The following is a 25,486-nucleotide window of genomic DNA, read 5'->3' on the forward strand; positions in this document are numbered from 1 at the left end:
GGGCACTTCAAAAAAAATTTGTATCCGGAAGAGGGGGTAGGTGCTAAGATGCAATGCGTGTCCATATCCAGCAACTGTTTTTGGGTACAAAAAAAGGAGCGCTCCTGGAAGCGACTCCCTTAATATTATTCTGCTAATGTAAATGGCATAAGAGCCATGATACGAGAACGTTTGATAGATACAGTCAAAGTTCTTTGATGTTTAGCGCATGTACCTGTTACACGACGAGGTAAAATTTTACCTTTTTCAGATATATAACGTTTCAATAAATCAGTCTCTTTGTAATCTACATGATCAATGTGGTTAGCACAGAAATAACAAACTTTCTTACGTTTGCGTCCGCCTCTGCTGTTACGTTGAAATGCCATGTCAATTCCTCCTTTTCCTAAACTAACCGTTCTGTCCTAAAGACTAGAACGGTAAATCATCATCTGAAATGTCAATTGATTCTCCGTTTGATGAAAACGGATCAGCAGTTGAGTTAAAATCAGAAAAACCGTTTTGTTTCGGAGAAGAGTATTGATTATTATACTGTCCTTGGTTTTGGTTAGATTCAAAAGATTTGCTTGATCCGAAGTTTGCACTCGGAGCTGCTTGATTTGAAGAAGCTGCGCCAGTCTCTCTCGGTCTTTGTTCGGTAGTTGTTTTCGATTCCAACAATGTGAAATTATCTGCAACGACTTCAGTCACGTATACGCGCTGTCCTTGTTGATTATCATAATTCCTTGTTTGGATTCGGCCAGTGATACCGACTAAAGAGCCTTTACGAGTGAAATTCGCGAAATTCTCTGCAGATTTTCTCCAAATGACACAATTGATGAAGTCAGCTTCTCTTTCTCCTGCTTGGTTAGTAAACTGTCTGTTTACTGCAAGAGCGAAGGTTCCGACTGCTGTGCCGCTGGATGTATAGCGTAAATCAACATCTTTTGTAAGTCTGCCGACTAAGACAACATTATTAATCATTCATCTTACTCCTTTCAAAATGTTTCACGTGGAACACTTTACTTAGTTTCTACTTTAACAACGATGTGGCGAATGATATCGCTATTGATCTTTGCTAGACGGTCGAATTCGTCGATTGCTTTAGCATCTGAAGCAGAAATTTTCACGATATGGTAGATACCTTCACGAAAATCTTTGATTTCATAAGCTAAACGGCGTTTCGCCCAGTCTTTTGATTCAATAACTTCAGCGCCATTATCAGTTAAAATAGAATCGAAACGTGCGATCAATTCTGCTTTAGCTTCTTCTTCGATGTTAGGACGGATAATGTAGTTGATTTCGTAATTGCTCATTTGACTGTCACCTCCTTGTGGACTTTGGCCCTTACTTTTGTAAGAGCAAGGAGAGTACCTTTTCAGGATTACTCACATCTAAAGATTGTACCATATTTCATTTTTTATGGCAAGCCTTTTTTTCAGCCTCATTCAAAGAGGGCGAAAAAAACGGAGGAAACTGTCCTGGGACGGTTTCCTCCGTTTTAGCGGTATTAGCTTTTGTATCGAAGTTTTATTCTTCCGAATCTTCTTCATCCAACAGTTCATCCGCGAAATCGCTCAATTTATCGGCCATTTCGGATGTTTCCGCTGCATCTGGTGTATTTGCCTGTTCGGTAGCATCAGCTGCTTCTAAGGCGCTGTTTTCGCCTTCTGAGCCCACTTCCTCATTCAGAGGTGCCACAACTTCTTCATCCTCTTCGCGCTCAACTTTTGCCATTGTCGATACAATGGCTTCGCCATCAAGCTTGATCAAGCGCACGCCCAGAGTGGCACGGCCAGTTTGGGAAATGGCATCCGCGTGGAAACGGATCATGACGCCTTTGTCCGTGATGATCATGATGTCTTCATCGCCAGAGACAGTCGTCAACCCTACCAATTTACCGTTTTTCTCAGTGATGTTGGCTGTTTTGACCCCTTTGCCGCCGCGTCCTTTGATGGCATACTCATCGGCTGCCGTACGTTTGCCGTAACCATTTTCCGTGATGATCAGAACTTCCGACTCGTGTTTCAGCACATCCATGCCGACAACATAATCGTTTTCTCTCAGTTTCACGCCTCGGACACCGGTGGCGGTCCTCCCCATATCGCGGACGTCCTTTTCATCAAAGCTTACGGAATAGCCGAAGTGCGTTCCGATGATGATGTTCTGGTTGCCGTCAGTCAAGGATACTTTGATCAGCTCATCCTCATCCTTCAGGTTGATTGCGCGCAGACCGCTTTGACGGATATTTTGGAATTCAGTGGCGGATGTCCGTTTGACGGTACCCATCCGTGTCGTGAAGAACAAGTAATCCCCGTCTTGCGGGCCACCTTTGACATTGATGATGGCTTGGATTTTCTCGTTGGCATCCAAGTTCAGCAAGTTGATGATCGGCAAACCTTTTGCCTGGCGGCCGTATTCAGGCACTTCATAGCCTTTTGTTTTGTATACTTTCCCTTGGTTCGAGAAGTACAGCAACACATCGTGCGTCGATGCCGAAATCAGCGTTTCGATGAAATCATCATCATGGATGCCCATGCCTTGGACACCGCGTCCGCCGCGTTTTTGGGCTCTGAATTCGCTGTTCGGCAAACGTTTGATGTAACCGTTGTGGGTCAAAGTCAGGACGATGTCTTCCTCTTCGATCAAGTCTTCATCCTCAAGCGACAATACTTCTCCGACCAAAAGTTCCGTGCGGCGTTTGTCGCCGAATTTTTCTTGGATTTCAAGCAGTTCCGTATAGATGATGTCGAAGACACGCTGCTCATTCGCTAAAATATCAGCCAGATCAGCAATCAAAGCCATCAGCGCATCATACTCTGCTTCAACTTTTTCTCTTTCCAAACCGGTCAGACGCACCAAACGCATATCCAAAATGGCTTGTGCTTGTTTGTCGGAAAGACCGTATTTGTCGATGAAAATTTGTTTGGCCGCATCGCCATTGGTTGAACCGCGCAGAATCGCTACGATTTCATCGATGTGATCCAAAGCGATCCGCAAACCGGCCAAGATATGCGCACGGGCTTCCGCTTTTCGTTTATCGAATGCGGCTCTTCTGCGGATGACTTCTTCTTGGTGTTCCAGGTAATGGACCAGAATCTGCTTGAGTCCCAGCACTTTAGGGATGCCTTTTACGATCGCCAACATATTGAAGCCGAAAGATGATTGGAGCGGCGTCAATTTATAGAGATTATTCAGAATGACGCCGGCACTGAAATCCTTGCGGACATCGATGACAACACGCATGCCGTCGCGGTCGGATTCATCCGCCAAGTCGGTTATGCCTTCGATCCGTTTATCGCGGGCCAGTTCAGCAATCCGTTCGACCAATTTCGCTTTGTTGACCATGTAAGGCAATTCCGAAATGATGATGCGTTCTTTGCCGTTTTTCAGGATTTCGACCTCTACACGTCCGCGGACAATGATTGAGCCTTTGCCCGTTTCATAGGCTTTTCTGATGCCTGATTTGCCCATGACGATACCGCCTGTAGGGAAATCTGGGCCAGGAACGGCCTCCATCAATTCGGCAGTCGTCGCATCCGGATCATTCATCAGGATATGTAGGGCGGAAATGACTTCCGTCAGGTTGTGCGGTGGGATATTTGTCGCCATCCCAACAGCGATACCGGAAGCTCCATTCACCAGCAGGTTAGGGAAGCGGGCCGGCAATACATCGGGTTCACTTTCGGAACCGTCATAGTTATCGTGATAATCGACTGTATCCTTGTTGAGGTCACGCAACATCTCCAAGGCGATTTTTGACATCCGCGCTTCGGTGTAACGCATCGCTGCGGCGCTGTCTCCATCGATTGAGCCGAAGTTTCCGTGTCCATCGACCAACGGATAACGGTAACTGAAATCCTGGGACATACGCACCATGGATTCATAGATGGCACTGTCACCGTGGGGATGGTACTTACCCATTACGTCCCCGACGATACGTGCGGATTTTTTGTGTGCTTTATCAGGCGTAACGCCCAATTCGCTCATGCCGTACAGAATCCGGCGATGGACCGGCTTGAGTCCGTCACGGACGTCAGGCAAAGCCCTGGCTACGATAACGCTCATGGCATATTCCAGGAATGAAGTTTCCATTTCATGGCTTAATTCCCTTTGTTCCATGGCTTGATCATTTATTTTTTCAATTTCATCAGACATTTAATTTCCAACCCCCTTTTAGATATCCAAGTTCTTCACGTAGACCGCATTTTCTTCGATGAAGTTCCTTCTTGGTTCTACATGATCCCCCATAAGCATGTTCAATGTTTCGTCGGCTTTGACGGCATCATCGACAGTCACTTGCAGGAAGTGACGGTTCTCAGGGTTCATGGTCGTATCCCATAATTGTTCTGCATCCATTTCTCCAAGTCCTTTATAGCGTTGGATGCTTGGTTTCGGTGATTCAGGAATAGATGCCAAGTACTCTTCCAGCTCTTGATCGGAATCGAGATACTTCTCTTTTTTGCCTTGCTTAACTTGATACAAAGGCGGTTGTGCGATATACACATATCCGGCTTCGACTAAAGGACGCATGTAGCGATAGAAAAGGGTCAGCAGCAACGTACGGATATGCGCGCCATCGACATCGGCATCGGTCATGATGACCAATTTATGATAACGGGCTTTGGCAACATCGAAGTCTCCGCCGAAGCCGGTACCCATCGCCGTAAACAGCGAACGGATCTCTTCGTTGGCAAGGATTTTGTCGATGGATGCTTTTTCTACGTTCAGAATCTTCCCGCGGATCGGCAGGATTGCCTGGAAGAAACGGGAGCGGCCTTGTTTTGCCGAACCTCCGGCTGAATCCCCTTCGACGATGAACAGTTCTGATTCCACTGGATTTTTGCTTGAACAATCGGCCAGTTTACCCGGCAGGTTGCTGATTTCCAATCCGCTCTTTTTGCGGGTCACTTCGCGGGCTCTTTTGGCTGCTAAACGCGCACGGGCAGCCAACATGCCTTTTTCGACAATCTGACGGGCGACTTGCGGGTTTTCCATCAGGAATTTATCGAAGTACGTTGAAAAGAGTCGGTCGGTGATGGTACGCGCTTCGGAATTACCCAGTTTTGTCTTGGTTTGTCCTTCGAACTGCGGATCAGGATGTTTGATGGAGAGGACTAGGGTAAGGCCTTCACGTACATCTTCCCCGCTCAGGTTCTCTTCATTTTCCTTGATGATCTTATTGCGTTTCGCATAGTCATTGATGACACGGGTCAAAGCGGTCTTTGCACCGGATTCGTGGGTTCCGCCTTCATAGGTATGGATATTATTGGCGAAACTCAGAAAGTTTGTATGATAGCCATCCGTATATTGTATGCCAACTTCAACTTGGATATCGTCCTGTTCGCCTTCGATGTAAATCGGCTCTTCGAAAAGTACTTTTTTGTTGCGGTTCAGAAACTCGACGTAACTCTTGATTCCGCCTTCGTAATAATAGTCTTGTTCCACAGGTTCTTCTGGACGTCTGTCCGTGATGGAAATGTTCAATCCTTTGTTCAAGAAAGCCAATTCCCTGACACGGACAGCCAGTTTTTCAAACTCAAAGACGGTCGTTTCCTTGAAAATTTCCGGATCGGGCAGGAAACGGACCTCCGTACCATGCTTATCGGTATCTCCCGTGATGGTCAAATCGGATGTGATGTCCCCGCGTACGAACGTTTGGGTATAAATTTTATTGTCTTTATAGACGTTTACGGTCAATTCAGAAGACAAGGCATTCACGACGGACGCACCAACACCATGGAGACCGCCTGAAACTTTGTAGCCTCCACCGCCGAATTTTCCGCCTGCATGAAGAACGGTGAAGACCGTTTCTACAGCGGGGCGGCCAGTCGTCGCTTGGATATCGACTGGAATACCACGGCCATTATCGGTTACGGTTATGCTATTGTCTTTTTCGATTATTATTTCAATTTTCGTCGCAAAGCCGGCCAGCGCTTCATCGATGGAATTATCCACGATTTCCCAGACCAAATGGTGCAGACCTGCGCCACTGGTGGATCCGATGTACATCCCAGGACGTTTGCGGACTGCTTCCAGTCCTTCCAGGACCTGGATCTGACTGGCATCATATTCTTTTGCTCGTTCCGCTTTGTTCATTTCGTTTTCTGCCATTCTGTTACACACCTTCCATTTCTACTTCACCGTTTTTTATATGGTAGATAGTCGGTTCGTCTATCTTATTCTTTTTTATGCCATCCAAACTGGTTGTCGTCAAAAAGGTCTGGACCTTCTTCTCGATCGCTTTCAGCAGATGGGTCTGGCGTTCATCATCCAATTCTGACAGGACATCATCCAACAACAGGATCGGATACTCCCCCAGGACCTCATTCATGCATTCGATCTCCGCCAATTTGAGACTGAGGACAGTCGTTCTTTGCTGCCCTTGAGAGCCATAATTTTGGACATTGCGCCCGTTCACCTGAAAAATCAGATCATCACGGTGCGGACCGAAAAGGGTGACCGCCTGATCTCTTTCCCGGCTTTTCCCTTGACGGAATGCTTCCATCAGTTTCAAAAAAAGAGCGTCTTTATCCATCTCGTCAGACAACTCGATATTGGATTTGTAGGCGATCGTCAATTCTTCCCGCTCCAAAGAAATCTCTTTGTGCAGCGGTTGGGCCCAAGCTTCCAATTTTTTGATGAACTGCAGACGGTAGACCAACAGATCGGCACCCAAAATGGCCAATTGCTCAGTCAGCACATCCAAATAGACTTCATCCTTGGCTTTGCCGGTCACCAACTGCTTCAGATAAAGATTCCGTTGCTTCAGTATCCGCTGATATTGCACAAGATCATGCAGATAGACCGGGTTCATCTGGCCCAGCTCCATATCCAAGAATTTTCTCCGGTTGGCGGGTGCGCCCTTCACTAAATTCAGGTCTTCCGGGGCGAACAGCACGACGTTCAGTTGGCCGATGTATTGGCTTAGTTTTTTTTGTTCCAGGTGATTGACTTTGGCAATCTTGCCTTTTTTTGAAAAGATGATTTCCAAAGGGAAGGTAGAAACCCTTTTTTGGATCTTGCCGGTTATCTTGGCGGAATCTTCTTGCCAACGAATCATCTCTTTTTCGTTTGACGTGCGCGGACTCCTTGCCAAAGCCAATGCATAGATTGCTTCCATGAGATTGGTTTTGCCTTGCGCATTCTCACCCAAAAACACATTGATGCCATCTGAAAAGGACACGGAAAGAGACGGATAATTCCGAAAATTCTGCAGCGTCACTTCTTTCAGGATCATGCTTCGGACTCACTGTTGTCTTGCTCAGCCTCTTCTTTATCCGATTTTGTTGACTGGATGAAGAAAGTGCCTTCACCCGGGATGTCGATCATCGTACCGGGAAACAATTTGCGGCCTCTGCGGTCTTCTTTTTCGTTATCTACGTAAACCACATATTCTGAAAGGAACCATTTGGCCATTCCGCCGCTGGAAATCAGATTAACATGTTTCAGTAGTTGACCAAGAGTAATGAACTCAGCATCAATATTCACAATATTTTTCAAGAAATTCACCTATTTTCCAATAAAATAAGCGTGGAAAATAAAATCCACGCAACAACGCTCATTAATATGTTTATTATACTATTTTTTTTGATCAATTTCAAATTTTCGCGAAAAAAAAGGCCCTTATTTCAATTTTTTCCGAAAACAATACAAATTAGCTATATGTAAACGAAAGCGCCTATAGGCTTATAAATTTAAAATTCGCGTTTTTCAGTCATTTTATCTTTAGCCGAACAAATGCAGCACATGCAGACTTTCTTCCTATGGGAAAAACGGCTGGTCCGAGCATTTTCATTTTTGGATAAGCAAAAAGCAAGAAAACGATCGGATCGTCTCCTTGCTTTTTGGATTTTACCAATCGGATCAATAAGTCCTTACAGGCGTGATCAATTGGATGAACGAATTATCGTTATCGTCTTCACGATCTGCCGGCACGACTGTGAATGGGCGTACAGCAGAAGTGAAATTGACTTGGACATCCTGTTGGCCGAATGTGCGCAGCGCATCCTTCATGTAATCAGGATTGAAGGAAATGATTAGCGGATCGCCACTGGCGGACTCATAAGCCAAGGATTCTTCCACATTGCCGACCTCAGGAGAGTTTCCTGATAACTCGACTTTGTTTGCGTCGATGGACAGTTTGACGACGTTGTTTTTTCCTTCATGCGAAAGCAGGGAGGCACGGTCGGTAGCCTGCAGCAAATCATAGGCATTCAGGACAATCTGCGTGCTGGAGCTGGCTGGAATCAAGCGGTTTGTATCCGGGTAGTAGCCTTCCAGCAAGCGCGAGTAGAAATAAACATTTTCGGCTTTGAAAAGGACTTGGTTCTCCGTGATCATCATTTCGATGGTCGCTTGATTCTCAACGATCCGTGAGAGTTCCACCAAGCTTTTTCCGGGAATGATGACATTGTATGTTTTTTCCAGCTGTGAGTCCGGAGCCGCGATCGAGATGACGCGCTGACTTAAACGATGGCTGTCCGTAGCGACAGCTGTCAATTTCCCATCTTGGATGGTCATGTTCACCCCAGTCAAGATCGGACGGCTTTCCTGTGTCGACGTTGCGATTACCGTGTGCTGGATCACTTGTTTGAATAAAGCAGTCGGCAAGGTGATGACTTCATTAGAATCGATGACCGGGAAATTCGGATAGTTGTTTACATCTATTCCGTTGATGGTGAAAGATGCTTTTGCGGAAGTGATGTTTGTCTGGAAATGATCTTTGACTTCAATCGTGATTTTTTCATCAGCTAATTTTTTGACGATTTCACTGAAGAAACGAGCAGGCAGGACAATGCCGCCTTGTGTGTGGATTTCGATCTGATTATTCTCTTCCGACACAGGGATAAGCGTCTCGATGGAAATATCCGAGTCGCTTCCGCTCAATACGATTCCATTTTCATCAGCGCTGATTTTTACACCTGTCAAAATAGGGATTGTCGTTCTGCTGGAAATAGCTCTTTGTACGTCAGATAAGTGTTTGATCAAAACCTGACGATTAATGGAAAATTTCATAATAAGGGACCTCCGATGGTTATTCATATAAATTAAATAATATTAGTAATAGTAGTAGGGCCTGTTTATACTGTGGATAAGTGAAATAAGCTGATAAAACCAATCGTTTTCCACCTGTGGATAACGTGTTCGTAAATGGCGTCTTATTTATTGGCTTATCCACAATGCGCGAGAGGATCATTTTTTCAGACTGTTTTGGATCGTCTCGATTTCGCGTTGCAGAACAGGGTCTTTTTTTACGGAAAGGGCAATCTTGTCGTGCGCGTGGATGACAGTCGTGTGATCCTTGCCGCCGAATTCGGAACCGATTTTCGGCAAGGAATTGTCCGTCATCACTCGGGAAAGGTACATGGCGATTTGTCTTGGCACCACGATTCCCTTGGTGCGCTTCTTGCCTTTCAATTCCTCTACGGTCACATGATAATATTTTCCTACCGCTTGCTGGATGGCATAGATGGATAAAGCTTTTGGTTTTTCGGAAGGCATGATGCTCTTCAGTGCGTCCGCTGCCAGACTGGTGGTGATGTCGGTCCCTTGTATCGCTGAATAGGCTTGAACCCGTACGAGCGCGCCTTCCAGTTCCCTGATGTTGGAATCTATCTGCCCAGCGATGTAGCTGAGGGTATCATCCGGGATCTCCAAGCGTTCGCTGTTGGCTTTTTTGCGCAGAATGGCGATGCGTGTCTCCAGATCGGGCGGTGTGATATCAACCGATAAGCCCCAAGCAAAACGCGAGACGAGCCGTTCCTGCAGTTTCGGGATCTCGTTCGGCAAGCGATCGCTCGTCAGCACGATTTGTTTGCGTTCATCGTAAAGCGCATTGAAAGTATGGAAGAACTCTTCCTGCGTTCCTTCTTTGTCGGCAAAAAATTGGATATCATCGACCATCAATAAGTCGACGCTGCGGTATTCATTGCGGAATTGCTCCTGCGTCCGATTCTGGATGGAATTGATGAAATCATTGGCGAACGTTTCGCTGCTGACGTATTTTACCCGTGCGGTTGGCCGCAGTTGCAGCATTTGATGGCCGATGGCGTGCATCAAATGGGTCTTGCCTAAGCCGACGCCTCCATAGAAGAAGAGCGGGTTGTAGATTGTGCCGGGTTCCTCCGCCACGACGAGGGCGGCAGCGTGAGCCATCTGGTTTCCTTTTCCGATAACAAAGGTGTCAAAGGTATACTTGCTGTTCAGTTGGGCATCCTTGAAGAGACGATTGTTGTTGGTGCGTTTTATGGTCGGTTTTGCAATATCGGGCATTTCCTCGTTCTTGATCATAAAAATGGGAGTCAGTTCTTTGCCGCTGAATTCGTAGATGCCTTCAACAATTCTGCTCATCAAATTATTTTGCCAATAATCTTTATGTAAAGAAGAGGGAACTTCGATGATGATATTCGTATCAGTCAGTCGGACCGGGACTGCGCTGTCTATCCAAGTATCGTAGCTGACTTTGGACAGTGATTCTTGAAATTTTTCTTGCAGATAACGCCATAATGAATAGATGTCATCCAAATGGGACACCTCCTTTTAGTGAGTCCTTTTTATTTTAGCATTATATCAAAAAGTTTTCCACAACTCTTTTCAGCTGTGAATAAAACAATTAACCGGTGTATAAATAGTTGTCCACAGGTCCAGGAAGGGTGTGGACAAGATTTGTTGATGAAGCAGTTGTCCACGGTCGGTTGTGGAATGGAATGTTTTTAAAACATGCATTGTTACAACGTTTGATACACTTTTCCACAGGTTTTTCGGGTGGGGTTTCGGTAGAAATACACACGCTGTAGGAATGTGGATAAACCGGGTCGAAGGTGTGAGCAATCAGGGCGATTGCAGAAGTTATCCCGTGGCATTGTGCATTAAAAAAAAGGTTGTGGATAATTTTATTTTGATGAGAAATAATTTTTTTTCAAGAAAGGTATTTTATCTTTCAATGTTTTGTGCTATTATATCTCAGTGAGTTCAATAAAATGAACCAATTTTACTTGACAGGTCACATTCTGTCTCTTTATAATGTTAATGGACTGTCTAAACAGTGAAATATAACCTATTTGAAAGATAGTTTATCAGGAGGTGTAAAGATCAATGAAAAGAACATACCAACCTAAAAAACGTCACCGTCAATCCGTTCATGGTTTCCGTAAACGTATGAGCACAAAAAACGGCCGTAGAGTATTAGCAAGAAGACGCGCTAAAGGCAGAAAAGTTATCTCTGCATAGATCACTGACCGTTTCAGTGGTCTTTTTTTTTAAGTATTTCGAAAAGTGCAAAAATGTCTTTCTTAAATGGAGAGTATGACAAATGTGTCCAACAGAACCGACAGCAGAGATGCCTAGGGAGTGGGTTCATATTTGTGATGATAACGGAGAGAGAAATTTTTCTGTTTTTCTCCATTTGGGGGAGATTTTTTTTGCATGTTATGATTGCAGATTTGAGGGAAGAACATGAGGAAATCTTTTCGTGTTAAGAAAGAAAAAGAATTTCAGAAAGTATTTCATAATGGTGTGTCCAAAGCGAACCGCCAATTCGTGATCTATGTGCTTGATAAAAAGGGGCAACCGCATTTTCGGGTCGGTTTGTCCGTGGGCAAAAAAATCGGCAATGCCGTCGTGCGGAATGCCGTCAAAAGAAAAATCCGCCAGGCACTCACGGAATTGAAGGCAGATTTGGTTCAGGACATTGACTTCATCGTGATCGCGCGTAAACCGGTTGCTGAAATGTCGGCTGCGGAGGTCAAAAAGAGTCTGACCCATGTCCTTAAGCTTTCCAACCTTTTGAAAAAAAAATAAACTATATTATTCCTATTAAGGAGGAGTTCTCTTGTCAAAGCGTAAGCGATTACTTTTTACACTCAGCTTATTTGCTGTTATGATGGTTCTATCAGCATGTGGGACAGAGCCTATCACCTCGGATAGCACCGGTTTTTGGGACCGTTATGTTGTCTTTAATTTTTCCAACATGATCGTGTGGTTGTCCAATCTATTTTTCAGTAATTATGGTCTGGGAATCATTGCCTTTACGATCATCATCCGGGTTATCCTGTTGCCGCTCAATCATTTCCAGACGAAGAGCACGAAAAAAATGTCGGCTGTTCAACCGCAGATAAAAGCGCTGCAGGCGAAATATGCCTCTAAAGATCGGGAAACGCAGGAACATCTGCAGAAAGAAGTTTCCAAACTGTATGCCGATAACGATGTGAATCCTTATATGGGCTGCCTGCCTGTTTTGGTTCAGATGCCTGTCCTGATGGCGTTGTACCAAGCAATCAGCCGGACTGAAATTTTGAAGAGCGGCAGCTTCCTATGGATGAACTTAGGAGAACGCGATCCATTCTTCATTTTGCCGGTAGTGGCCGCCATCCTGACTTATGCTACAAGCAAGTTGACGATGATGTCACAGACGGATGCGAATCCCGCGACCAAATCGATGACGTACACGATGCCGATCATGATTTTGATGATGGGTATCAACTTCCCGAGCGCCTTGTCATTGTATTGGGTAGCAAGTAATGCCTTCTCAGTCGGGCAGACGCTGATGCTGAACAACCCATACAAGGCCATCCGCGAGCGCGAACAAGCGGAAGCAGAAACAAAAGCGCGCGAAAAAGCATTGAAGAAAGCTCAAAATCCTAAAAAGAAAAAGAAAAACTAGTTATACTTTGAAGTAGGAAAGGATGACATTCTATTATGGATAAAGTAATTGCGAAAGATACGACCGTTGATAAAGCGATTCGCAAAGGTCTGGATTTGTTGGGCGTAGACAGCCATGAAGCCGATATCGTCGTAATCTCTGAAGGTAAAAAAGGGATTTTTGGATTCGGACAAAAAGAGGCAGTCGTGGAAATCACGCTCAAAGAAATCAGGGACTTTGATGAAGCAGGCGATATCCAGTTAGCTGAAATCGAAGAGACAGTCGAAGATATCGTAGAAGATCTTGAAGAGGATTATCCGGAAACTGCGGAAAAGATATTGGCTGATCAACCTGAAATCGATACAGTGATTTCTTCCGATGAGGATGAAGAAGCCGAAGAATATGAAGATTATGATGAAGAATCCGGTCGCGATGAAGCGATTGCCGCAGTGACCGAGTATCTTACTTCGGTATCTGAAGCATATGGGGCGCCTGCGATCGTAACGGTCGAAGAGAAGAACAATATGCTGATTTTCCAAATGGAAAGCGAAAAGCCAGGCTTATTGATCGGCAAATTCGGAAAAATCGTCAATGCTCTCCAGATATTGGCGCAAGCGCTGGTGCAACGCTATGTGCGTCGCCGCTTGTCCGTAATCGTTAATGTCGGTGACTACCGTGAGCGCAGAGCTGCCGTATTGGAAAGCATCGCCGATCGTACTGCGGAACGCGTCATCAAAACGAAACAGCCCGTTTTCCTTGAGCCGCTGCCTGCTTTTGAAAGAAAACAGATCCATGCGCGTTTGAGCCAGAATAAACGCATCAAAACCCATTCCGAGGGCAAAGAGCCGCATCGTTATTTGGTTGTTGAGATAGCGGAATAAGTGTACATCCAAAAAACTTCACCAGGGATCAGCTCGATTCCCGGTGAAGTTTTTTTTGTCTTGCCGCTTTTCTTGCTGCCTAGCATTCAGCAGAGGTCGCAAATTATGGGAAGATGGACTAAACTGAAGATAATACAAACGGAAACGAGGGGTAGTATGGAAGAGTTCAAGGCTTTATGGGCGGAAAATATAGATGCGAAAGTGGAAACGACGGTCAGAACATTCAATAAAGAGGACTTGCCTGAAGGGGAGGTGCTGATCGAAGTGCATTATTCGAGCGTCAACTACAAGGACGGACTGGCCGGAACCAATCCGAAAAGCGGGGTCATCCGCAATTATCCCATGATTTTGGGGATCGATCTGAGCGGCGTGGTCGTGGAATCGCTCGATCCAGCTTTCGGGGCAGGGGATGAGGTAATCTTGACTGGCTACGGTTTAGGGGTGAATCATTTCGGCGGATTCAGTCAATATGCCCGGGTCCCAGCAGCCTGGGTCGTTCCGTTGCCGGAAGGATTGAGTTTAAGGGAAGCAATGATCATCGGAACGGCCGGTTACACAGCGGCGGAATCAGTGGATGCTTTGGATAAACAAGGCATCCAGCCTCAAACGGGTACTGTTTTGGTGACTGGGGCTTCCGGCGGTGTCGGCGGGATGGCGATCGCTATGTTGAAGCGTCTAGGGTATACGGTCGAAGCTATGTCCCGCAAAAAAGCGGACTGTATGGATTACCTGAAGGGACTGGGTGCTGAAGCGGTTCTTCATCCTGAAGAAGTGGCGCTGGAGAAGAAGCGGCCATTGGCGCAGCAGCGTTGGGCGGCGATCGTCGATCCGGTCGGCGGTCCGATGCTGCCTGATTTGCTGGCGCAGCTGCACTACGGCGGCTGTCTGGCTTTGAGCGGAAATGCCGGCGGAATCGCATTCGAGGCGACCGTACTGCCGTTCATCCTGAGGGGCGTCAAACTTGTTGGAATCGATTCAGTGAACCATCCGTACGCTGAACGAATCAAGCTTTGGGAGCGGATGGCAAGCAATCTGAAGCCGGAAAATCTGGAGTTGCTGGCCGAACAGGAAATCGCATTGGAAGATTTGCCGGCAGCTTTCAGGAAGATCATGGACGGAAAGATGCACGGGCGTACGTTGGTGAAAGTGAAGCAAGGGATATGATCGGCTTGGCATAATCAAGAGAAACGGCAAGGGAATGGGCCATCCGATCCTGTAGCCGTTTTTTTTTTTTGATTGTGTTGTCCAGCTTATTAACGCTTTATAAAATGCGGGAAATTGACAACTTGTCTATACAAGTAAAAGCGCAGCGGGTGGAAAACGTTTGCATTATAAAATATTTCGAGGTAGAATAGAAATGTCAGGAACATGTATATACAAGTTTAGGAGGAGAAAAAATGGTAGATTTCAACAAAGATGCAAAGGATTTGCTGGAATATATCGGTGGACCCGATAATATTTCTGCAGTCAGTCACTGTGCCACTCGGATGCGTTTCGTTCTGAATGATCCGGCTGCCGCCAACATCAAGAAGATCGAAGACATACCCGCAGTAAAAGGAACCTTCACCCAAGCAGGACAATTTCAGGTCATCATCGGTAATGAAGTGCCACAATTTTATAACGAGTTTGCGAAGGTATCCGGCAAAGAGGGTGTCTCAAAAGATGAGGCAAAAGCAGCAGCCAAGCAGAATCAGAATGTCGTGCAGCGTGCCATGGCTGTTCTGGCGGAAATCTTTACACCGCTGATTCCGGCAATCGTAGTGGGGGGTCTTATCCTCGGGTTCCGCAACGTGCTTGAAGGGATCAATTTCGCCAATGGCACAATCGTTTCCAATTCTCAGTTCTGGACAGGCGTCAATGATTTCCTTTGGTTGATCGGTGAAGCCATTTTCCACTTCTTGCCAGTCGGCATCACTTGGAGCATCACGAAAAAGATGGGCACTACGCAAATTCTGGGTATTGTTCTAGGGATCACATTGGTATCACCGCAATTATTGAATGCCTATGGTGTCGCTGGCGCGCAAGAAATTCCATTCTGGGATTTCGGTGCTTTCACGATCAACAAGATCGGTTATCAAGCGCAAGTCATTCCGGCCATGTTGGCTGGGTTTGTGTTGGCCTACTTGGAGATCTGGCTGCGTAAATGGGTTCCGCAGTACATTTCGATGATTGTGGTTCCGTTATTGGCCTTGGTTCCTACTGTCATCATCGCGCATACAGTGTTGGGGCCTATCGGTTGGACGATCGGACAATGGGTTTCCGAAGTCGTCTATGCCGGATTGACAGGGGACTTCAGATGGCTGTTCGGTCTGTTCTTCGGTACGCTCTATTCGCCGCTTGTCATCACGGGGCTTCATCATATGTCCAATGCCATCGACCTGCAGCTGATCGCTGATTTCGGCGGCACGAACCTGTGGCCGATGATCGCTCTTTCGAATATCGCACAAGGCTCGGCCGTACTGGCAATCATCTTCCTGCACAGGGGAAATGAAAAAGAGGAACAGGTTTCCATACCGGCCGCCATCTCCTGCTACTTGGGCGTAACCGAACCAGCCATGTTCGGGATCAACATCAAATACATCTATCCGTTCGTTGCAGCAATGATCGGATCCGGAATCGCCGGATTGGTGGCTACGACCTTCAACGTCATGGCGAACAGTATCGGAGTAGGTGGGATTCCAGGTTTCTTGAGCATCCAGACCGATTCGATGGCGATGTTCATCGTATGTATGGCCATCGCGATCGTCGTGCCGTTCCTGTTGACGATTGTGTTCGAAAAGAAACAACTTTTCGTTCCCAAAGGCGAAGTCGAGGACGCACCGGTTATCCAAACGCAAAAATAAAAAGTGAATTACTGGAGGCAAAAAGCTGTTAGTGAAGCTTTTTGCCTTCAGTCATAGTGAGAAGACAGGAGGTTTTACAATGAAAGACTTTCAAAAAAAAGTGATCTATCAGCTTTATCCAAAATCATTCAAGGATTCCGATGGAAACGGCATCGGTGATCTCCAAGGGATCATCAGCAAAGTGCCATATTTGGCGGAACTGGGCATCGATATGATCTGGATGAATCCGATTTTCGTATCCCCGCAAATGGACAATGGATACGATATCACTGATTATTATGCCATCGATCCTGTTTTCGGCACGATGGCAGACTTTGAAGAACTGATCCGGAAGCTGAAGCAGCATGGCATCGAAATCATGTTCGACATGGTGTTCAACCATACCTCGACCACGCACGAGTGGTTCCAGAAAGCATTGGCCGGTGACGAAGCGTACCAGGATTATTACATCATCCGCGATCCGAAAGAAGACGGCAGCCTGCCGACCAATTGGGGTTCGAAATTCGGCGGGGAGGCGTGGGCACCTTTCGGAGACACCGGCAAGTACTATCTGCATCTCTTTGATGTCACGCAAGCGGATCTGAACTGGCGCAACCCGAAAGTGCGCGAGGAACTGCAGGAAGTCGTCAATTTCTGGCTGGAAAAGGGAATCAAAGGCTTCCGATTCGATGTATTGAACCTCATCGGCAAGGATGTCGCGTTGGTGGACAGCCAAGGAAGCAATGAGAAGAGCCTCTATACGGATCGTCCGATCGTCCATGACTATATCCACGAGCTGAATCAGGCATCGTTCGGTACGCTGGAGGACATAATCACGGTCGGTGAGATGTCTTCGACCACTGTCGAAAACGGAATCCTTTATTCGAATCCGGACAGGAACGAATTGTCGATGATCTTCAGCTTCCACCATCTGAAGGTCGACTACAAGGATGGTGAAAAATGGACGGATCACCCGTTCGATTTTCTTGAACTGAAGCGGATTCTGAATGAGTGGCAGGCAGGGATGTCGGATGGGAACGGCTGGAACGCATTGTTCTGGAACAATCATGATCAGCCGCGCGCCAACAGCCGATTCGGCGATCCGATCCGTTATCCTTTCGAAACAGCTTCTATGCTGGCGCAAACGATCCATCTGCTGAGGGGCACGCCTTACATCTACCAGGGCGAGGAAATCGGCATGACGAATCCGGATTATGACGACATCAGCGTTTATCGGGATATCGAGTCGCACAATGCCTACCGCGATCTGAAACTTGCCGGGTTGACGCATCCGGAGGCCATGCGCATCATCAAACAAAAATCCCGCGACAACAGCCGGACGCCGATGCAATGGGACAGCAGCCCGCACGCCGGCTTTACGACAGGAGAACCTTGGCTGCAGGTGGCGGCCAATTATCCGGAAGTGAATGTCGAAAAAGAACTCGCTGAGGGCAAAATTTTCCGTTACTACCAGGAGTTGATCCGTATCCGTAAAGAGCATCCGGTCATTGTGGACGGTTCCTACGAGGGTATCCTGTTGGATGACCCCGAAGTGTTCGCCTATATCCGGGAGAACGGGGAGGAAAAAGTGCTTGTCCTGAACCATTTTTATGCCGGCGAGTACACGATCAGCGTACCGGAAGAATGGGCAAATAAGGCCAGCAGTTTCCTGGCCGGCAACTACGGGGAGAGACAGCTTGCGTCGTCCTTCACGCTGAAGCCGTACGAAACCATCGCTTTCAGGATAATAAAATAAACAGCAAGTTACGTGATGACGAAACAAATGCACGTTGCCCCAAAAAGGGACAGCGTGCATTTGTTTATTTTTGGTAGACATTTCCGGAACGGCGGTTTAGGACAGTGTCCGCTTTTCGCCGTCAAGATCGATGATCGGTTGGATGTCCTGGACATATTCAAGGGTTCCCATATAGCTGCCGTCGTCATCCCTGACGGCGCGGTAGGTGACCATGATGAATTTGCCCATCGCGCGGAACCACATCGATTCGCTTTCTTTCGCGCCCGATTTCAGGTCGGCGAGCAGTTTCGTGACGATCGGCAGGCTCTTCGGCGGATGACAGTTCATGACGTCGCGGCCGATTGCGCTGCTGGTGCGCTTGAAGAATTTTTCTTCGCCGTTGTCATTGTAGTAGCGCACGATGTTGTCGGCATCCACAAAAGTCAATTCCAAAGGGATGTTGTTCAGCATCTTTTCCAATTGATGCGGCGTCAGGTGCCCGGTTTGGAAATTAATGTAAGGATTCGCTTCAGTCGTCAGTGTTTCATGTGAAACATCCTCGGGAATGGAACGATCCGGCACCCATTTTGCTTCCGGTTTGACGATGCAGTAGCCGATCTCTTCGGACTCCTTGGCTATCTGCAGCCAGTGGTCCTCATTGAAGATGTCGATGATCATCGGCAGGAGGATGTCTTCTTCCTTCGTAATCATCTCCGTCATTTCGTATTTCAGGTCGGAGAATGCTTTGGGAATCGCGGCAAAGTCCTCGTTTTGCAGAAGGGTTTTGAAGTCCTTATACATGGCGCGGATATCGTCATCGACACCCCACATGACTTTTGGCGGGGCTGTGATGCCTTTGTTCTCCATAATCGGGAAAATGGCGTATTCTTTGCGGGCATAATGCTTGTCGAATTCGCCGAGCAGCGCCAATTGTTTCTGGATGCCTGCCTTCAGGGTCGGTTCCTGCGTTTCAAGGTAGACGGCCAGTAATTTGCTGACCTTTTCCAGCGTGTTTTCGATGGCCAAATTTTCGAGTTTCATAACTTGGATCGGATGCCCGGCATGCTGCTGTTCCGCTGAAGTGGTGTAGACCGCTTCGATGGATCCGCCGAAGAGCGATGCATGCACGTTGCAGAGGCGTTGGATGTCTTCGGCATCTATCCCTTTGCCCATCAAGCCTTGCTCCATGACGGAAATCTCATAGGCGCTGACGCCCGTGAAATGCTTCTTGAAGTCGGCTTGCACCGCATCCCAATCCTCTCCTTTATGCAAGCGCAGGATGAGGCTCTGCAGGATGTCCTGGCGCTCCTGGAATTCCGCTGAACCCATACGGGCAATTCCGCCGGTTGGAGCGGCGGGCTCTGCCGGTTCGCTTGGAGTAACTGCTGCCGGTGACGGCGCCAATTCCTTCACGCTGAAGCCGTTTTTTGCGAGCGTTTCGACGAATGCCTCCTCCGGCACGTCGTTGCGTTTGAGAGCCTTCCCGATGGTCATGATTCGGCCGGCGGTATTCAGCATCTTGTCGCTGCGCAATGGTTCGAAGCCCAGACTGATGATGATTTCCCTGATTTCAGGGTATTGCTTCACCAGGTTGTAGACTGTATCGTTCAAACTGATTTCTTTCATAAGTTTTCCACCTCTATTTTAAATTGTGAAATGTTTCTTTTAGTTTCGTGCTGGCTTAATTATACTTGAAAGGAGTTGCTTAGTGCCACAGCATTCGTGCGTTGCAGCGATAGTTAGGGCAATGCCTTAGAAAGCGGTTGTGATATAATGAAGACAACTAAGGCAGAAGGTGGGAAAAAACATGAGAAAGAAAGTTTCGAATCTGATGATAGCGTTGTTGGTACCCCTATTAGCTTCTTGCAGCCTCTTTGGAGGATCCGATGCCTCATCCGATTCTTCGGCTGTCAGCAGTGTGTCCTCTTCCGTATCCAGTTCTTCAGACAGCGGATCGGCTTCCTCATCCTCTTCGGAACCTGCAGATGCAACGACAATCGAGGCTTATTATCCATTCAGCGCATCCGTATTCACAAAATATTTGGGTGAAGGGAACGAGTACGCTTCCTTCACGGTCTATCCGCAATACATCGAAGGCAACCGGATGCAGATTACTTCCAACAACGGCGGCACTCAGATCGTGACGGTATTGGAACTGGCTGACGGGGAACTCAGAGAAGTATTCACGCGTCCGGAAACCTACTTCAGGGAAAACATGCTTGAAAAAACAGCAAGCGGTGATGCGGCAAACCAGTTGGATATTCTGTTGAAGGAGCCTTTGGAAGTCGGCAACAGTTGGATGAATGCGAGCGGAGTCCCTTCCGAAATCACGAATCTGACTGCACAGATCGAAACACCGATGGGCAATTTTGAAGCGCTTGAAGTGACGACGACTTATGAAGCTTCCACTACCAAGGATTACTACGTAAAGGACATGGGCTTGGTGAAACGGGTGACGGATCTTGGGGATGACATGGTTGTCTCTTCCAGTCTGGAAGCACGCAACGAGAACGTTCCGGAAACGCAACAGTTGCGCGTCTTTTATCCGGACAGCGAACTGATGGGATTGGATGCAACAAGTATTGCCTTATCCTATGCAACCAATGACGTTACCCGCACCATTTTGGCGGAGGCGCTGAAGAACGTGCCGGATGCGCCAGGGGGAAGTCTGATCGGACCGAATGTCTCCATCAACAGCTTGTCCTTGAGTGACGATGGGCGTGTCTATGTGGACTTCTCGCAGGAATTCGTTTCTGAGATGAATGCCGGGACATCGGCGGAATCACTGATTTTGCAAGGTGTCGTCAATACAATCGGGGAATATTACGGCGTGCAGGAAGTCTACCTTACTGTGGCGGGAAACCCATATGAATCAGGACATATATTGATGGCCGAGGGTGCCTATTTCACCGTTGATTATACGAATGTCAACGAGTGACCAGCCCTTACATAAGCAAAAAAAGATGAAGCCGGCTTGGCTTCATCTTTTTTACTATTTGTAGCATGTTATTAATTGAAAAGTGCATCACCATAGGTGTTGTACAGGTTTGCAAAATGTTTCATGCATCTAAAATGATGGCTAGCGGTCCAAGCCTGCCTCTCGGAAATTAGATAAAGGAACCTCTTGTCTCTACGAGCCAAGACATACTGTTCGTCTAACCTGCTGACGCAGGAAGTCTCTCAGCAATTGCGCTCTGCGATGCTCATTTGCATGGGACTCTTAGGGGGTCATCCCCTTAGAGTCCCAGTATAAGGTGACCGTAGGGAACGTTGCGAGGCCAGATTTCCTAAATTTCTTTTATAGGCTGTGTTTTCTGCGGGCGAATTCGACGAAACGGAAACGATCCAGACGATGGCGCGACTCGGTATATTGGAACAGACGGGTGTCTTCCAGATAGACTTCACTCTTGACGACGACGACGTGTGTGTCATCCTTCAGATCCATCAGCTTGTGATCTTCCCGTGTAGCTGCCTCTACGACGAATTCCTTTTTGGCATAAGCGATATTCAGGCCCAATTCATTCTCCAAGTACGCGTAGATGGAATTTTCGGCAGCTTCGGAAGGGATTTGCTCGATGATGTCATGGAAGAGGTAGTCTTTATCCATGATGACGACTTCCCCGGCAATCTTGCGCAGCCGGATAAGGGAAATCACTTCTCGGTCGGGATCGACTTTCAGATCTTCGGCAAGGAATTCCGGAATGGTCTCGAGCTTATTCTTGATGACGATCGTTTCATTCGGGATTTGTTGGGAATCCTGCAGCTCTTTGAAGCTGGTCAGTCCGGAAACAGGGAAATTGAACCGTCTGATGTCCAGCACGATGGAACCTTTGCCCTGCTTCTTCTGAATGTAGCCACCTTCCAGCAAAAGCGCCAAAGCCTTTCTGATCGTTTCCCGTGAAACCTTGTAATGGTCCGATAGCGTCTTTTCGCTCGGCAACAAAGATCCGGTTTCGAATTCCGCATGCTCAATTTTTTTTCTCAAATCCATATAGATATCGAAGAATTTATTCATAATCATCGTTCCTCCTGTGAGCAGATGGGTTTGTTGGAAATTAAATAAGTAAGTTGAAAAAATCATGTTTAATAATATTATTCCATTTTATTCTATAGGATAAGAACAGAAATAAAAAGAAAATCAGTATATTTTTATTTTGGAAGGGTTTGCACATCGTAATTTTATCATATTATTGCCATTTATGGTGAAAAAGAGTTGATTTTTGAATAAAAAAGCAGGCGTTTTTTTGATGCGAAATGCAGGCGTCGGTTCTCCGGATTTGAATCAAAACAGATTATTTCCGAACGAAAACACCAATTGTTACCAAAAACGTTTGGAATAATGAGAGATGATGTGCTATATTAAAAATGAAAAATTGATAATGGGGGAAAAATGGATGAATACGATTGTTTCTGTCGTAATGGGTAGTACTTCTGACTGGGAAACTATGAAAGAAGCTTGCTTGATACTGGATGAATTCGGAATCGCTTATGAAAAGAAGGTCGTTTCGGCTCACCGGACACCGGATCTGATGTTCACCTTTGCTGAACAAGCACGGGCTGCGGGAACGAAAGTCATCATTGCCGGCGCAGGCGGCGCAGCGCACCTTCCGGGTATGATCGCTGCGAAAACGACGCTTCCGGTCATCGGTGTTCCAGTCCAATCGCGCGCATTGAGCGGCATGGATTCTTTGTTGTCCATCGTCCAGATGCCCGGCGGTGTTCCGGTTGCGACGGTAGCCATCGGCAAAGCAGGGGCAATCAATGCCGGTCTGCTTGCGGTGCAAATCCTTTCGATCGAAAATCAAGATTTGGCCGATCAATTGGAAAAGAGACGCGAAGATTTAAAACAAAAAGTATTGGAAAGCAGTGAAGACCTTGTATAAAGTACTGAAACCAAATGACGTAATCGGCATCATCGGCGGGGGACAATTGGGGCGCATGCTGGCACAGTCCGCAAAGCGGATGGGATTCACCGTCGGGATTTTGGATCCGGGCGAAAATTGCCCGGCAGCCCAAGTAGCGGATTGGCACATCCAGGCGGCATACGCTGACGCGTTGGCTTTGCGTGAATTGGCCGAAAAATCCGATGTCGTGACATTCGAATTTGAGAACATCGATGCGGCAGCGCTGCAGGAAGTGGAAACACTGTCCAGCATTCCGCAAGGCAGCGGAATTTTGACGATTACGCAAGACCGCATAAAGGAGAAGGAATTCCTTCAATCCGCCGGGGTATCGATTGCGCAATTCGCAGTAGTTGAAAATGCGGAACAACTGGATGCGGCCATCGCCAAAATCGGCTATCCGAGTGTTTTAAAAACGACCCGTTTCGGGTATGATGGTAAGGGGCAGGTTGTCCTGAAATCGGAAGCGGATAAAGAAGAAGCCATGAAGCTGGCGGCGGACAGCATCTGCGTTTTGGAGGCTTGGGTTCCTTTCACCAAAGAGCTTTCGGTCATGATCGTACGCAACCAAAAAGGCGAAGCTACAGTATTCCCGGTTTCCGAAAATATCCACATCAATAATATTCTGCACGAATCGATCGTGCCGGCCCGCGTCACAGCTGCGGTAGCCGAAAAAGCAAACAAAGCGGCCCACCAGATTGCCGATGCGCTTCAATTGGTGGGTACGCTTGGCATCGAAATGTTCCTGGCAGCGGATGACACGATCTTCATCAATGAGTTGGCGCCGCGTCCGCATAATTCGGGCCATTACACAATCGAAGCAATGAACGTTTCCCAATTTGATGCCCATATCCAAGCAGTCGCCGGATTGCCGATGCCGACAGCGCGGCAATTGTCGCCTGCCATCATGGTCAATATCCTGGGACAGCATATGGAAGGGACAATCGCGCTGCGGGAAGAAAAAGCGGATTGGTTTTTCCATTACTACGGTAAAGCGGAATCACGCACAGACAGAAAAATGGGACATATCACCATTTTGACGGATGATCAAGAAGCAACCTTAACAGAAATAGACAATACCCAAATCTGGAACGGAGGAACAATTTAAAATGATTACACGTTATACACGCCCTGAGATGGCTGAAGTTTGGTCCGAATACAATCGTTACAAATGCTGGTTGGAGGTAGAAATCCTGGCTGATGAAGCTTGGGCTGCCCTAGGCGAAATTCCTGCGGAAGACGTTGCTAAAATCCGCGCGAATGCGACATTTGACATCGATCGTATCCTTGAAATCGAAAAAGAGACCAGACATGACGTAGTGGCGTTCACACGCGCCGTTTCCGAATCTTTGGGAGAAGAAAGAAAATGGGTCCACTATGGCCTTACGAGTACCGATGTGGTCGATACTGCCTACGGTTACCAATTGAAACAAGCCAATGATATCCTGCGCAAGGATCTGCAGAACATGCTGGAAATCATCGGCGAAAAAGCGAAAGAACACAAAAAGACTGTCTGCATGGGCCGTACGCATGGTGTACATGCGGAACCTACGACATTCGGACTGAAACTGGCTACTATGTATTCGGAAATGAAACGCAACATCGAGCGTTTTGAACATGCGGCTAAAGGCGTTGAAGCCGGAAAAATCAGCGGGGCTGTTGGTACTTTCGCAAACATCCCGCCATTCGTCGAGGAGTACGTCTGCGAAAAATTAGGCACAAGACCGCAAGAAATTTCGACACAGGTTCTGCCGCGTGATCTGCATGCCGAATATATGGCAACGATCGCTTTGATTGCGACAAGCATCGAGCGCTTCGCTACAGAAATCCGTGGATTGCAGAAATCGGAAACCCGTGAAGTGGAAGAATTCTTCGCGAAGGGCCAAAAAGGTTCTTCGGCTATGCCGCACAAACGCAATCCGATCGGTTCCGAAAATATGGTAGGCCTTGCCCGCGTCATCCGCGGATACATGGTCACTGCTTACGAGAATGTGGGCTTATGGCATGAACGCGATATTTCCCACTCTTCAGCGGAACGGATCATCCTTCCGGACGCAACGACATTGTTGAACTACCAATTGAACCGTTTTGCGAACATCATCAAGAACTTGACCGTGTTCCCTGAGAATATGCTCCGCAACATGAATGCAACTTTCGGCTTGATCTATAGCCAACGCGTTCTGTTGAAATTGATCGACAAAGGCATGAGCCGTGAAGAAGCTTATGACTTGGTACAGCCGAAGACTGCCCTTTCATGGGATAATCAGACCGATTTCCGTCCACTGGTGGAAGCGGATGAAGCCATTATGGCAAAATTAACGAAAGAAGACATCGCTGATGCCTTCAACTATAACTATCACTTGAGTCACGTCGACGAAGTATTCGAAAGACTCGGATTAGGCGACTGATGGAAAGGCTGGGACTACGGTTCCGGCCTTTTTCTGTACACCGGATGCCTTGAAAACAGTGAAGAAAAACCGGAATTTATTTCAATTTTCATGAAAATTCCATTGACAAGCGGGTGG

The 25,486-nt window shown here is 47.1% G+C and carries 22 protein-coding genes; 11 read left to right on the plus strand and 11 right to left on the minus strand.

Going from position 1 to position 25,486, the window contains the following annotated elements:
• Positions 1-125: 125 nt before the first annotated feature.
• The 9 genes from rpsR to dnaA all read right to left on the minus strand — a co-directional run bounded on the left by rpsR (position 126) and on the right by dnaA (position 10,506).
• Entirely contained in the window at positions 126-368 is a 243-nt protein-coding gene (gene rpsR, locus ACKPBX_RS07850) for a 30S ribosomal protein S18 (protein WP_068562133.1), read from the minus strand.
• Positions 369-411: 43 nt separating this feature from the next.
• The gene (ssb, locus tag ACKPBX_RS07855) at positions 412-963 is read right to left on the minus strand and encodes a single-stranded DNA-binding protein (protein ID WP_086628720.1); all 552 of its coding nucleotides are present in this window, start codon (positions 961-963) and stop codon (positions 412-414) included.
• Positions 964-1,001: 38 nt separating this feature from the next.
• Positions 1,002-1,295, minus strand: a complete 294-nt coding sequence (gene rpsF / locus ACKPBX_RS07860) for a 30S ribosomal protein S6 (RefSeq protein WP_086628719.1) — start codon at positions 1,293-1,295, stop codon at positions 1,002-1,004.
• A 214-nt stretch (positions 1,296-1,509) separates the two neighbouring features.
• Complete coding sequence (gene gyrA, locus ACKPBX_RS07865; RefSeq protein ID WP_319996419.1) at positions 1,510-4,101, minus strand: DNA gyrase subunit A; 2,592 nt, start codon at positions 4,099-4,101, stop codon at positions 1,510-1,512.
• A gap of 54 nt (positions 4,102-4,155) precedes the next feature.
• Positions 4,156-6,093 (minus strand): DNA topoisomerase (ATP-hydrolyzing) subunit B, encoded by a 1,938-nt coding sequence (gene gyrB / locus ACKPBX_RS07870; RefSeq protein WP_086628717.1) that lies wholly within the window; start codon positions 6,091-6,093, stop codon positions 4,156-4,158.
• Positions 6,094-6,097: 4 nt separating this feature from the next.
• A complete protein-coding gene (gene recF, locus ACKPBX_RS07875; protein WP_086628716.1) occupies positions 6,098-7,219 on the minus strand; it encodes a DNA replication/repair protein RecF in 1,122 nt (373 codons plus the stop codon).
• Complete coding sequence (gene yaaA, locus ACKPBX_RS07880) at positions 7,216-7,482, minus strand: S4 domain-containing protein YaaA (RefSeq protein WP_068562139.1); 267 nt, start codon at positions 7,480-7,482, stop codon at positions 7,216-7,218. The genes recF and yaaA overlap by 4 nt, the downstream gene beginning before the upstream one ends.
• 363 nt (positions 7,483-7,845) lie before the next feature.
• Positions 7,846-8,997 carry a DNA polymerase III subunit beta gene (gene dnaN, locus ACKPBX_RS07885; protein ID WP_086628715.1) on the minus strand — a complete coding sequence of 384 codons (1,152 nt, stop codon included), beginning with the start codon at positions 8,995-8,997 and terminating at the stop codon, positions 7,846-7,848.
• Positions 8,998-9,174: 177 nt separating this feature from the next.
• Positions 9,175-10,506 carry a chromosomal replication initiator protein DnaA gene (gene dnaA / locus ACKPBX_RS07890; protein WP_068562126.1) on the minus strand — a complete coding sequence of 444 codons (1,332 nt, stop codon included), beginning with the start codon at positions 10,504-10,506 and terminating at the stop codon, positions 9,175-9,177.
• 570 nt (positions 10,507-11,076) lie between these two features.
• Here dnaA and rpmH point away from each other — a divergent pair.
• The 7 genes from rpmH (at position 11,077) to treC (ending at position 18,081) form a co-directional block, all read left to right on the plus strand.
• A complete protein-coding gene (gene rpmH / locus ACKPBX_RS07895) occupies positions 11,077-11,211 on the plus strand; it encodes a 50S ribosomal protein L34 (RefSeq protein WP_072763781.1) in 135 nt (44 codons plus the stop codon).
• 225 nt (positions 11,212-11,436) lie between these two features.
• Positions 11,437-11,781 (plus strand): ribonuclease P protein component, encoded by a 345-nt coding sequence (gene rnpA / locus ACKPBX_RS07900; protein ID WP_086628714.1) that lies wholly within the window; start codon positions 11,437-11,439, stop codon positions 11,779-11,781.
• A gap of 31 nt (positions 11,782-11,812) precedes the next feature.
• Positions 11,813-12,643: a membrane protein insertase YidC gene (yidC, locus tag ACKPBX_RS07905; protein ID WP_086628713.1), complete on the plus strand. Its 831-nt coding sequence runs from the start codon at positions 11,813-11,815 to the stop codon at positions 12,641-12,643.
• 35 nt (positions 12,644-12,678) lie between these two features.
• Positions 12,679-13,503: an RNA-binding cell elongation regulator Jag/EloR gene (gene jag, locus ACKPBX_RS07910; protein ID WP_086628712.1), complete on the plus strand. Its 825-nt coding sequence runs from the start codon at positions 12,679-12,681 to the stop codon at positions 13,501-13,503.
• A gap of 156 nt (positions 13,504-13,659) precedes the next feature.
• On the plus strand, positions 13,660-14,667 hold the full coding sequence (locus ACKPBX_RS07915) for an oxidoreductase (RefSeq protein ID WP_319995061.1): 1,008 nt from the start codon (positions 13,660-13,662) through the stop codon (positions 14,665-14,667).
• Positions 14,668-14,900: 233 nt separating this feature from the next.
• On the plus strand, positions 14,901-16,346 hold the full coding sequence (gene treP / locus ACKPBX_RS07920) for a PTS system trehalose-specific EIIBC component (protein ID WP_140187002.1): 1,446 nt from the start codon (positions 14,901-14,903) through the stop codon (positions 16,344-16,346).
• Positions 16,347-16,425: 79 nt separating this feature from the next.
• The gene (gene treC / locus ACKPBX_RS07925) at positions 16,426-18,081 is read left to right on the plus strand and encodes an alpha,alpha-phosphotrehalase (RefSeq protein WP_140187000.1); all 1,656 of its coding nucleotides are present in this window, start codon (positions 16,426-16,428) and stop codon (positions 18,079-18,081) included.
• A gap of 96 nt (positions 18,082-18,177) precedes the next feature.
• Here treC and ACKPBX_RS07930 read toward each other — a convergent pair whose 3' ends face one another.
• Positions 18,178-19,686: a DUF438 domain-containing protein gene (locus ACKPBX_RS07930; protein ID WP_319995062.1), complete on the minus strand. Its 1,509-nt coding sequence runs from the start codon at positions 19,684-19,686 to the stop codon at positions 18,178-18,180.
• A 181-nt stretch (positions 19,687-19,867) separates the two neighbouring features.
• Between ACKPBX_RS07930 and ACKPBX_RS07935 the strand changes: the two genes are divergently transcribed.
• A complete protein-coding gene (locus tag ACKPBX_RS07935) occupies positions 19,868-20,998 on the plus strand; it encodes a GerMN domain-containing protein (protein ID WP_140186996.1) in 1,131 nt (376 codons plus the stop codon).
• A 360-nt stretch (positions 20,999-21,358) separates the two neighbouring features.
• On the opposite strand, the gene treR is transcribed toward ACKPBX_RS07935, so the two are convergent.
• Complete coding sequence (treR, locus tag ACKPBX_RS07940; RefSeq protein WP_086628706.1) at positions 21,359-22,075, minus strand: trehalose operon repressor; 717 nt, start codon at positions 22,073-22,075, stop codon at positions 21,359-21,361.
• 379 nt (positions 22,076-22,454) lie between these two features.
• On the opposite strand from treR, the gene purE reads away from it, so the two are divergent.
• The 3 genes from purE to purB are packed head-to-tail and all read left to right on the plus strand — an operon-like array spanning position 22,455 to position 25,369.
• Complete coding sequence (purE, locus tag ACKPBX_RS07945; protein ID WP_119092472.1) at positions 22,455-22,943, plus strand: 5-(carboxyamino)imidazole ribonucleotide mutase; 489 nt, start codon at positions 22,455-22,457, stop codon at positions 22,941-22,943.
• On the plus strand, positions 22,927-24,069 hold the full coding sequence (gene purK / locus ACKPBX_RS07950; protein ID WP_119092473.1) for a 5-(carboxyamino)imidazole ribonucleotide synthase: 1,143 nt from the start codon (positions 22,927-22,929) through the stop codon (positions 24,067-24,069). The genes purE and purK overlap by 17 nt, the downstream gene beginning before the upstream one ends.
• A gap of 1 nt (position 24,070) precedes the next feature.
• Entirely contained in the window at positions 24,071-25,369 is a 1,299-nt protein-coding gene (gene purB / locus ACKPBX_RS07955; protein ID WP_086628704.1) for an adenylosuccinate lyase, read from the plus strand.
• Positions 25,370-25,486 lie beyond the last annotated feature (117 nt).

Source organism: Trichococcus shcherbakoviae (assembly GCF_963666195.1).
Classification (GTDB): Bacteria; Bacillota; Bacilli; order Lactobacillales; family Aerococcaceae; genus Trichococcus; species Trichococcus shcherbakoviae.

What these genes read in the sequence shown, in the direction of transcription:
- ssb (WP_086628720.1), bottom strand. Translation starts at nt 963, where the DNA reads ATGATTAATAATGTTGTCTTAGTCGGCAGACTTACAAAAGATGTTGAT.
- ACKPBX_RS07935 (WP_140186996.1), top strand. Translation starts at nt 19,868, where the DNA reads ATGAGAAAGAAAGTTTCGAATCTGATGATAGCGTTGTTGGTACCCCTA.
- rnpA (WP_086628714.1), top strand. Translation starts at nt 11,437, where the DNA reads ATGAGGAAATCTTTTCGTGTTAAGAAAGAAAAAGAATTTCAGAAAGTA.
- treC (WP_140187000.1), top strand. Translation starts at nt 16,426, where the DNA reads ATGAAAGACTTTCAAAAAAAAGTGATCTATCAGCTTTATCCAAAATCA.
- treP (WP_140187002.1), top strand. Translation starts at nt 14,901, where the DNA reads ATGGTAGATTTCAACAAAGATGCAAAGGATTTGCTGGAATATATCGGT.
- ACKPBX_RS07930 (WP_319995062.1), bottom strand. Translation starts at nt 19,686, where the DNA reads ATGAAAGAAATCAGTTTGAACGATACAGTCTACAACCTGGTGAAGCAA.
- rpmH (WP_072763781.1), top strand. Translation starts at nt 11,077, where the DNA reads ATGAAAAGAACATACCAACCTAAAAAACGTCACCGTCAATCCGTTCAT.
- recF (WP_086628716.1), bottom strand. Translation starts at nt 7,219, where the DNA reads ATGATCCTGAAAGAAGTGACGCTGCAGAATTTTCGGAATTATCCGTCT.
- rpsR (WP_068562133.1), bottom strand. Translation starts at nt 368, where the DNA reads ATGGCATTTCAACGTAACAGCAGAGGCGGACGCAAACGTAAGAAAGTT.
- gyrB (WP_086628717.1), bottom strand. Translation starts at nt 6,093, where the DNA reads ATGGCAGAAAACGAAATGAACAAAGCGGAACGAGCAAAAGAATATGAT.
- purB (WP_086628704.1), top strand. Translation starts at nt 24,071, where the DNA reads ATGATTACACGTTATACACGCCCTGAGATGGCTGAAGTTTGGTCCGAA.
- purE (WP_119092472.1), top strand. Translation starts at nt 22,455, where the DNA reads ATGAATACGATTGTTTCTGTCGTAATGGGTAGTACTTCTGACTGGGAA.
- jag (WP_086628712.1), top strand. Translation starts at nt 12,679, where the DNA reads ATGGATAAAGTAATTGCGAAAGATACGACCGTTGATAAAGCGATTCGC.
- gyrA (WP_319996419.1), bottom strand. Translation starts at nt 4,101, where the DNA reads ATGGAACAAAGGGAATTAAGCCATGAAATGGAAACTTCATTCCTGGAA.
- dnaN (WP_086628715.1), bottom strand. Translation starts at nt 8,997, where the DNA reads ATGAAATTTTCCATTAATCGTCAGGTTTTGATCAAACACTTATCTGAC.
- rpsF (WP_086628719.1), bottom strand. Translation starts at nt 1,295, where the DNA reads ATGAGCAATTACGAAATCAACTACATTATCCGTCCTAACATCGAAGAA.
- ACKPBX_RS07915 (WP_319995061.1), top strand. Translation starts at nt 13,660, where the DNA reads ATGGAAGAGTTCAAGGCTTTATGGGCGGAAAATATAGATGCGAAAGTG.
- treR (WP_086628706.1), bottom strand. Translation starts at nt 22,075, where the DNA reads ATGAATAAATTCTTCGATATCTATATGGATTTGAGAAAAAAAATTGAG.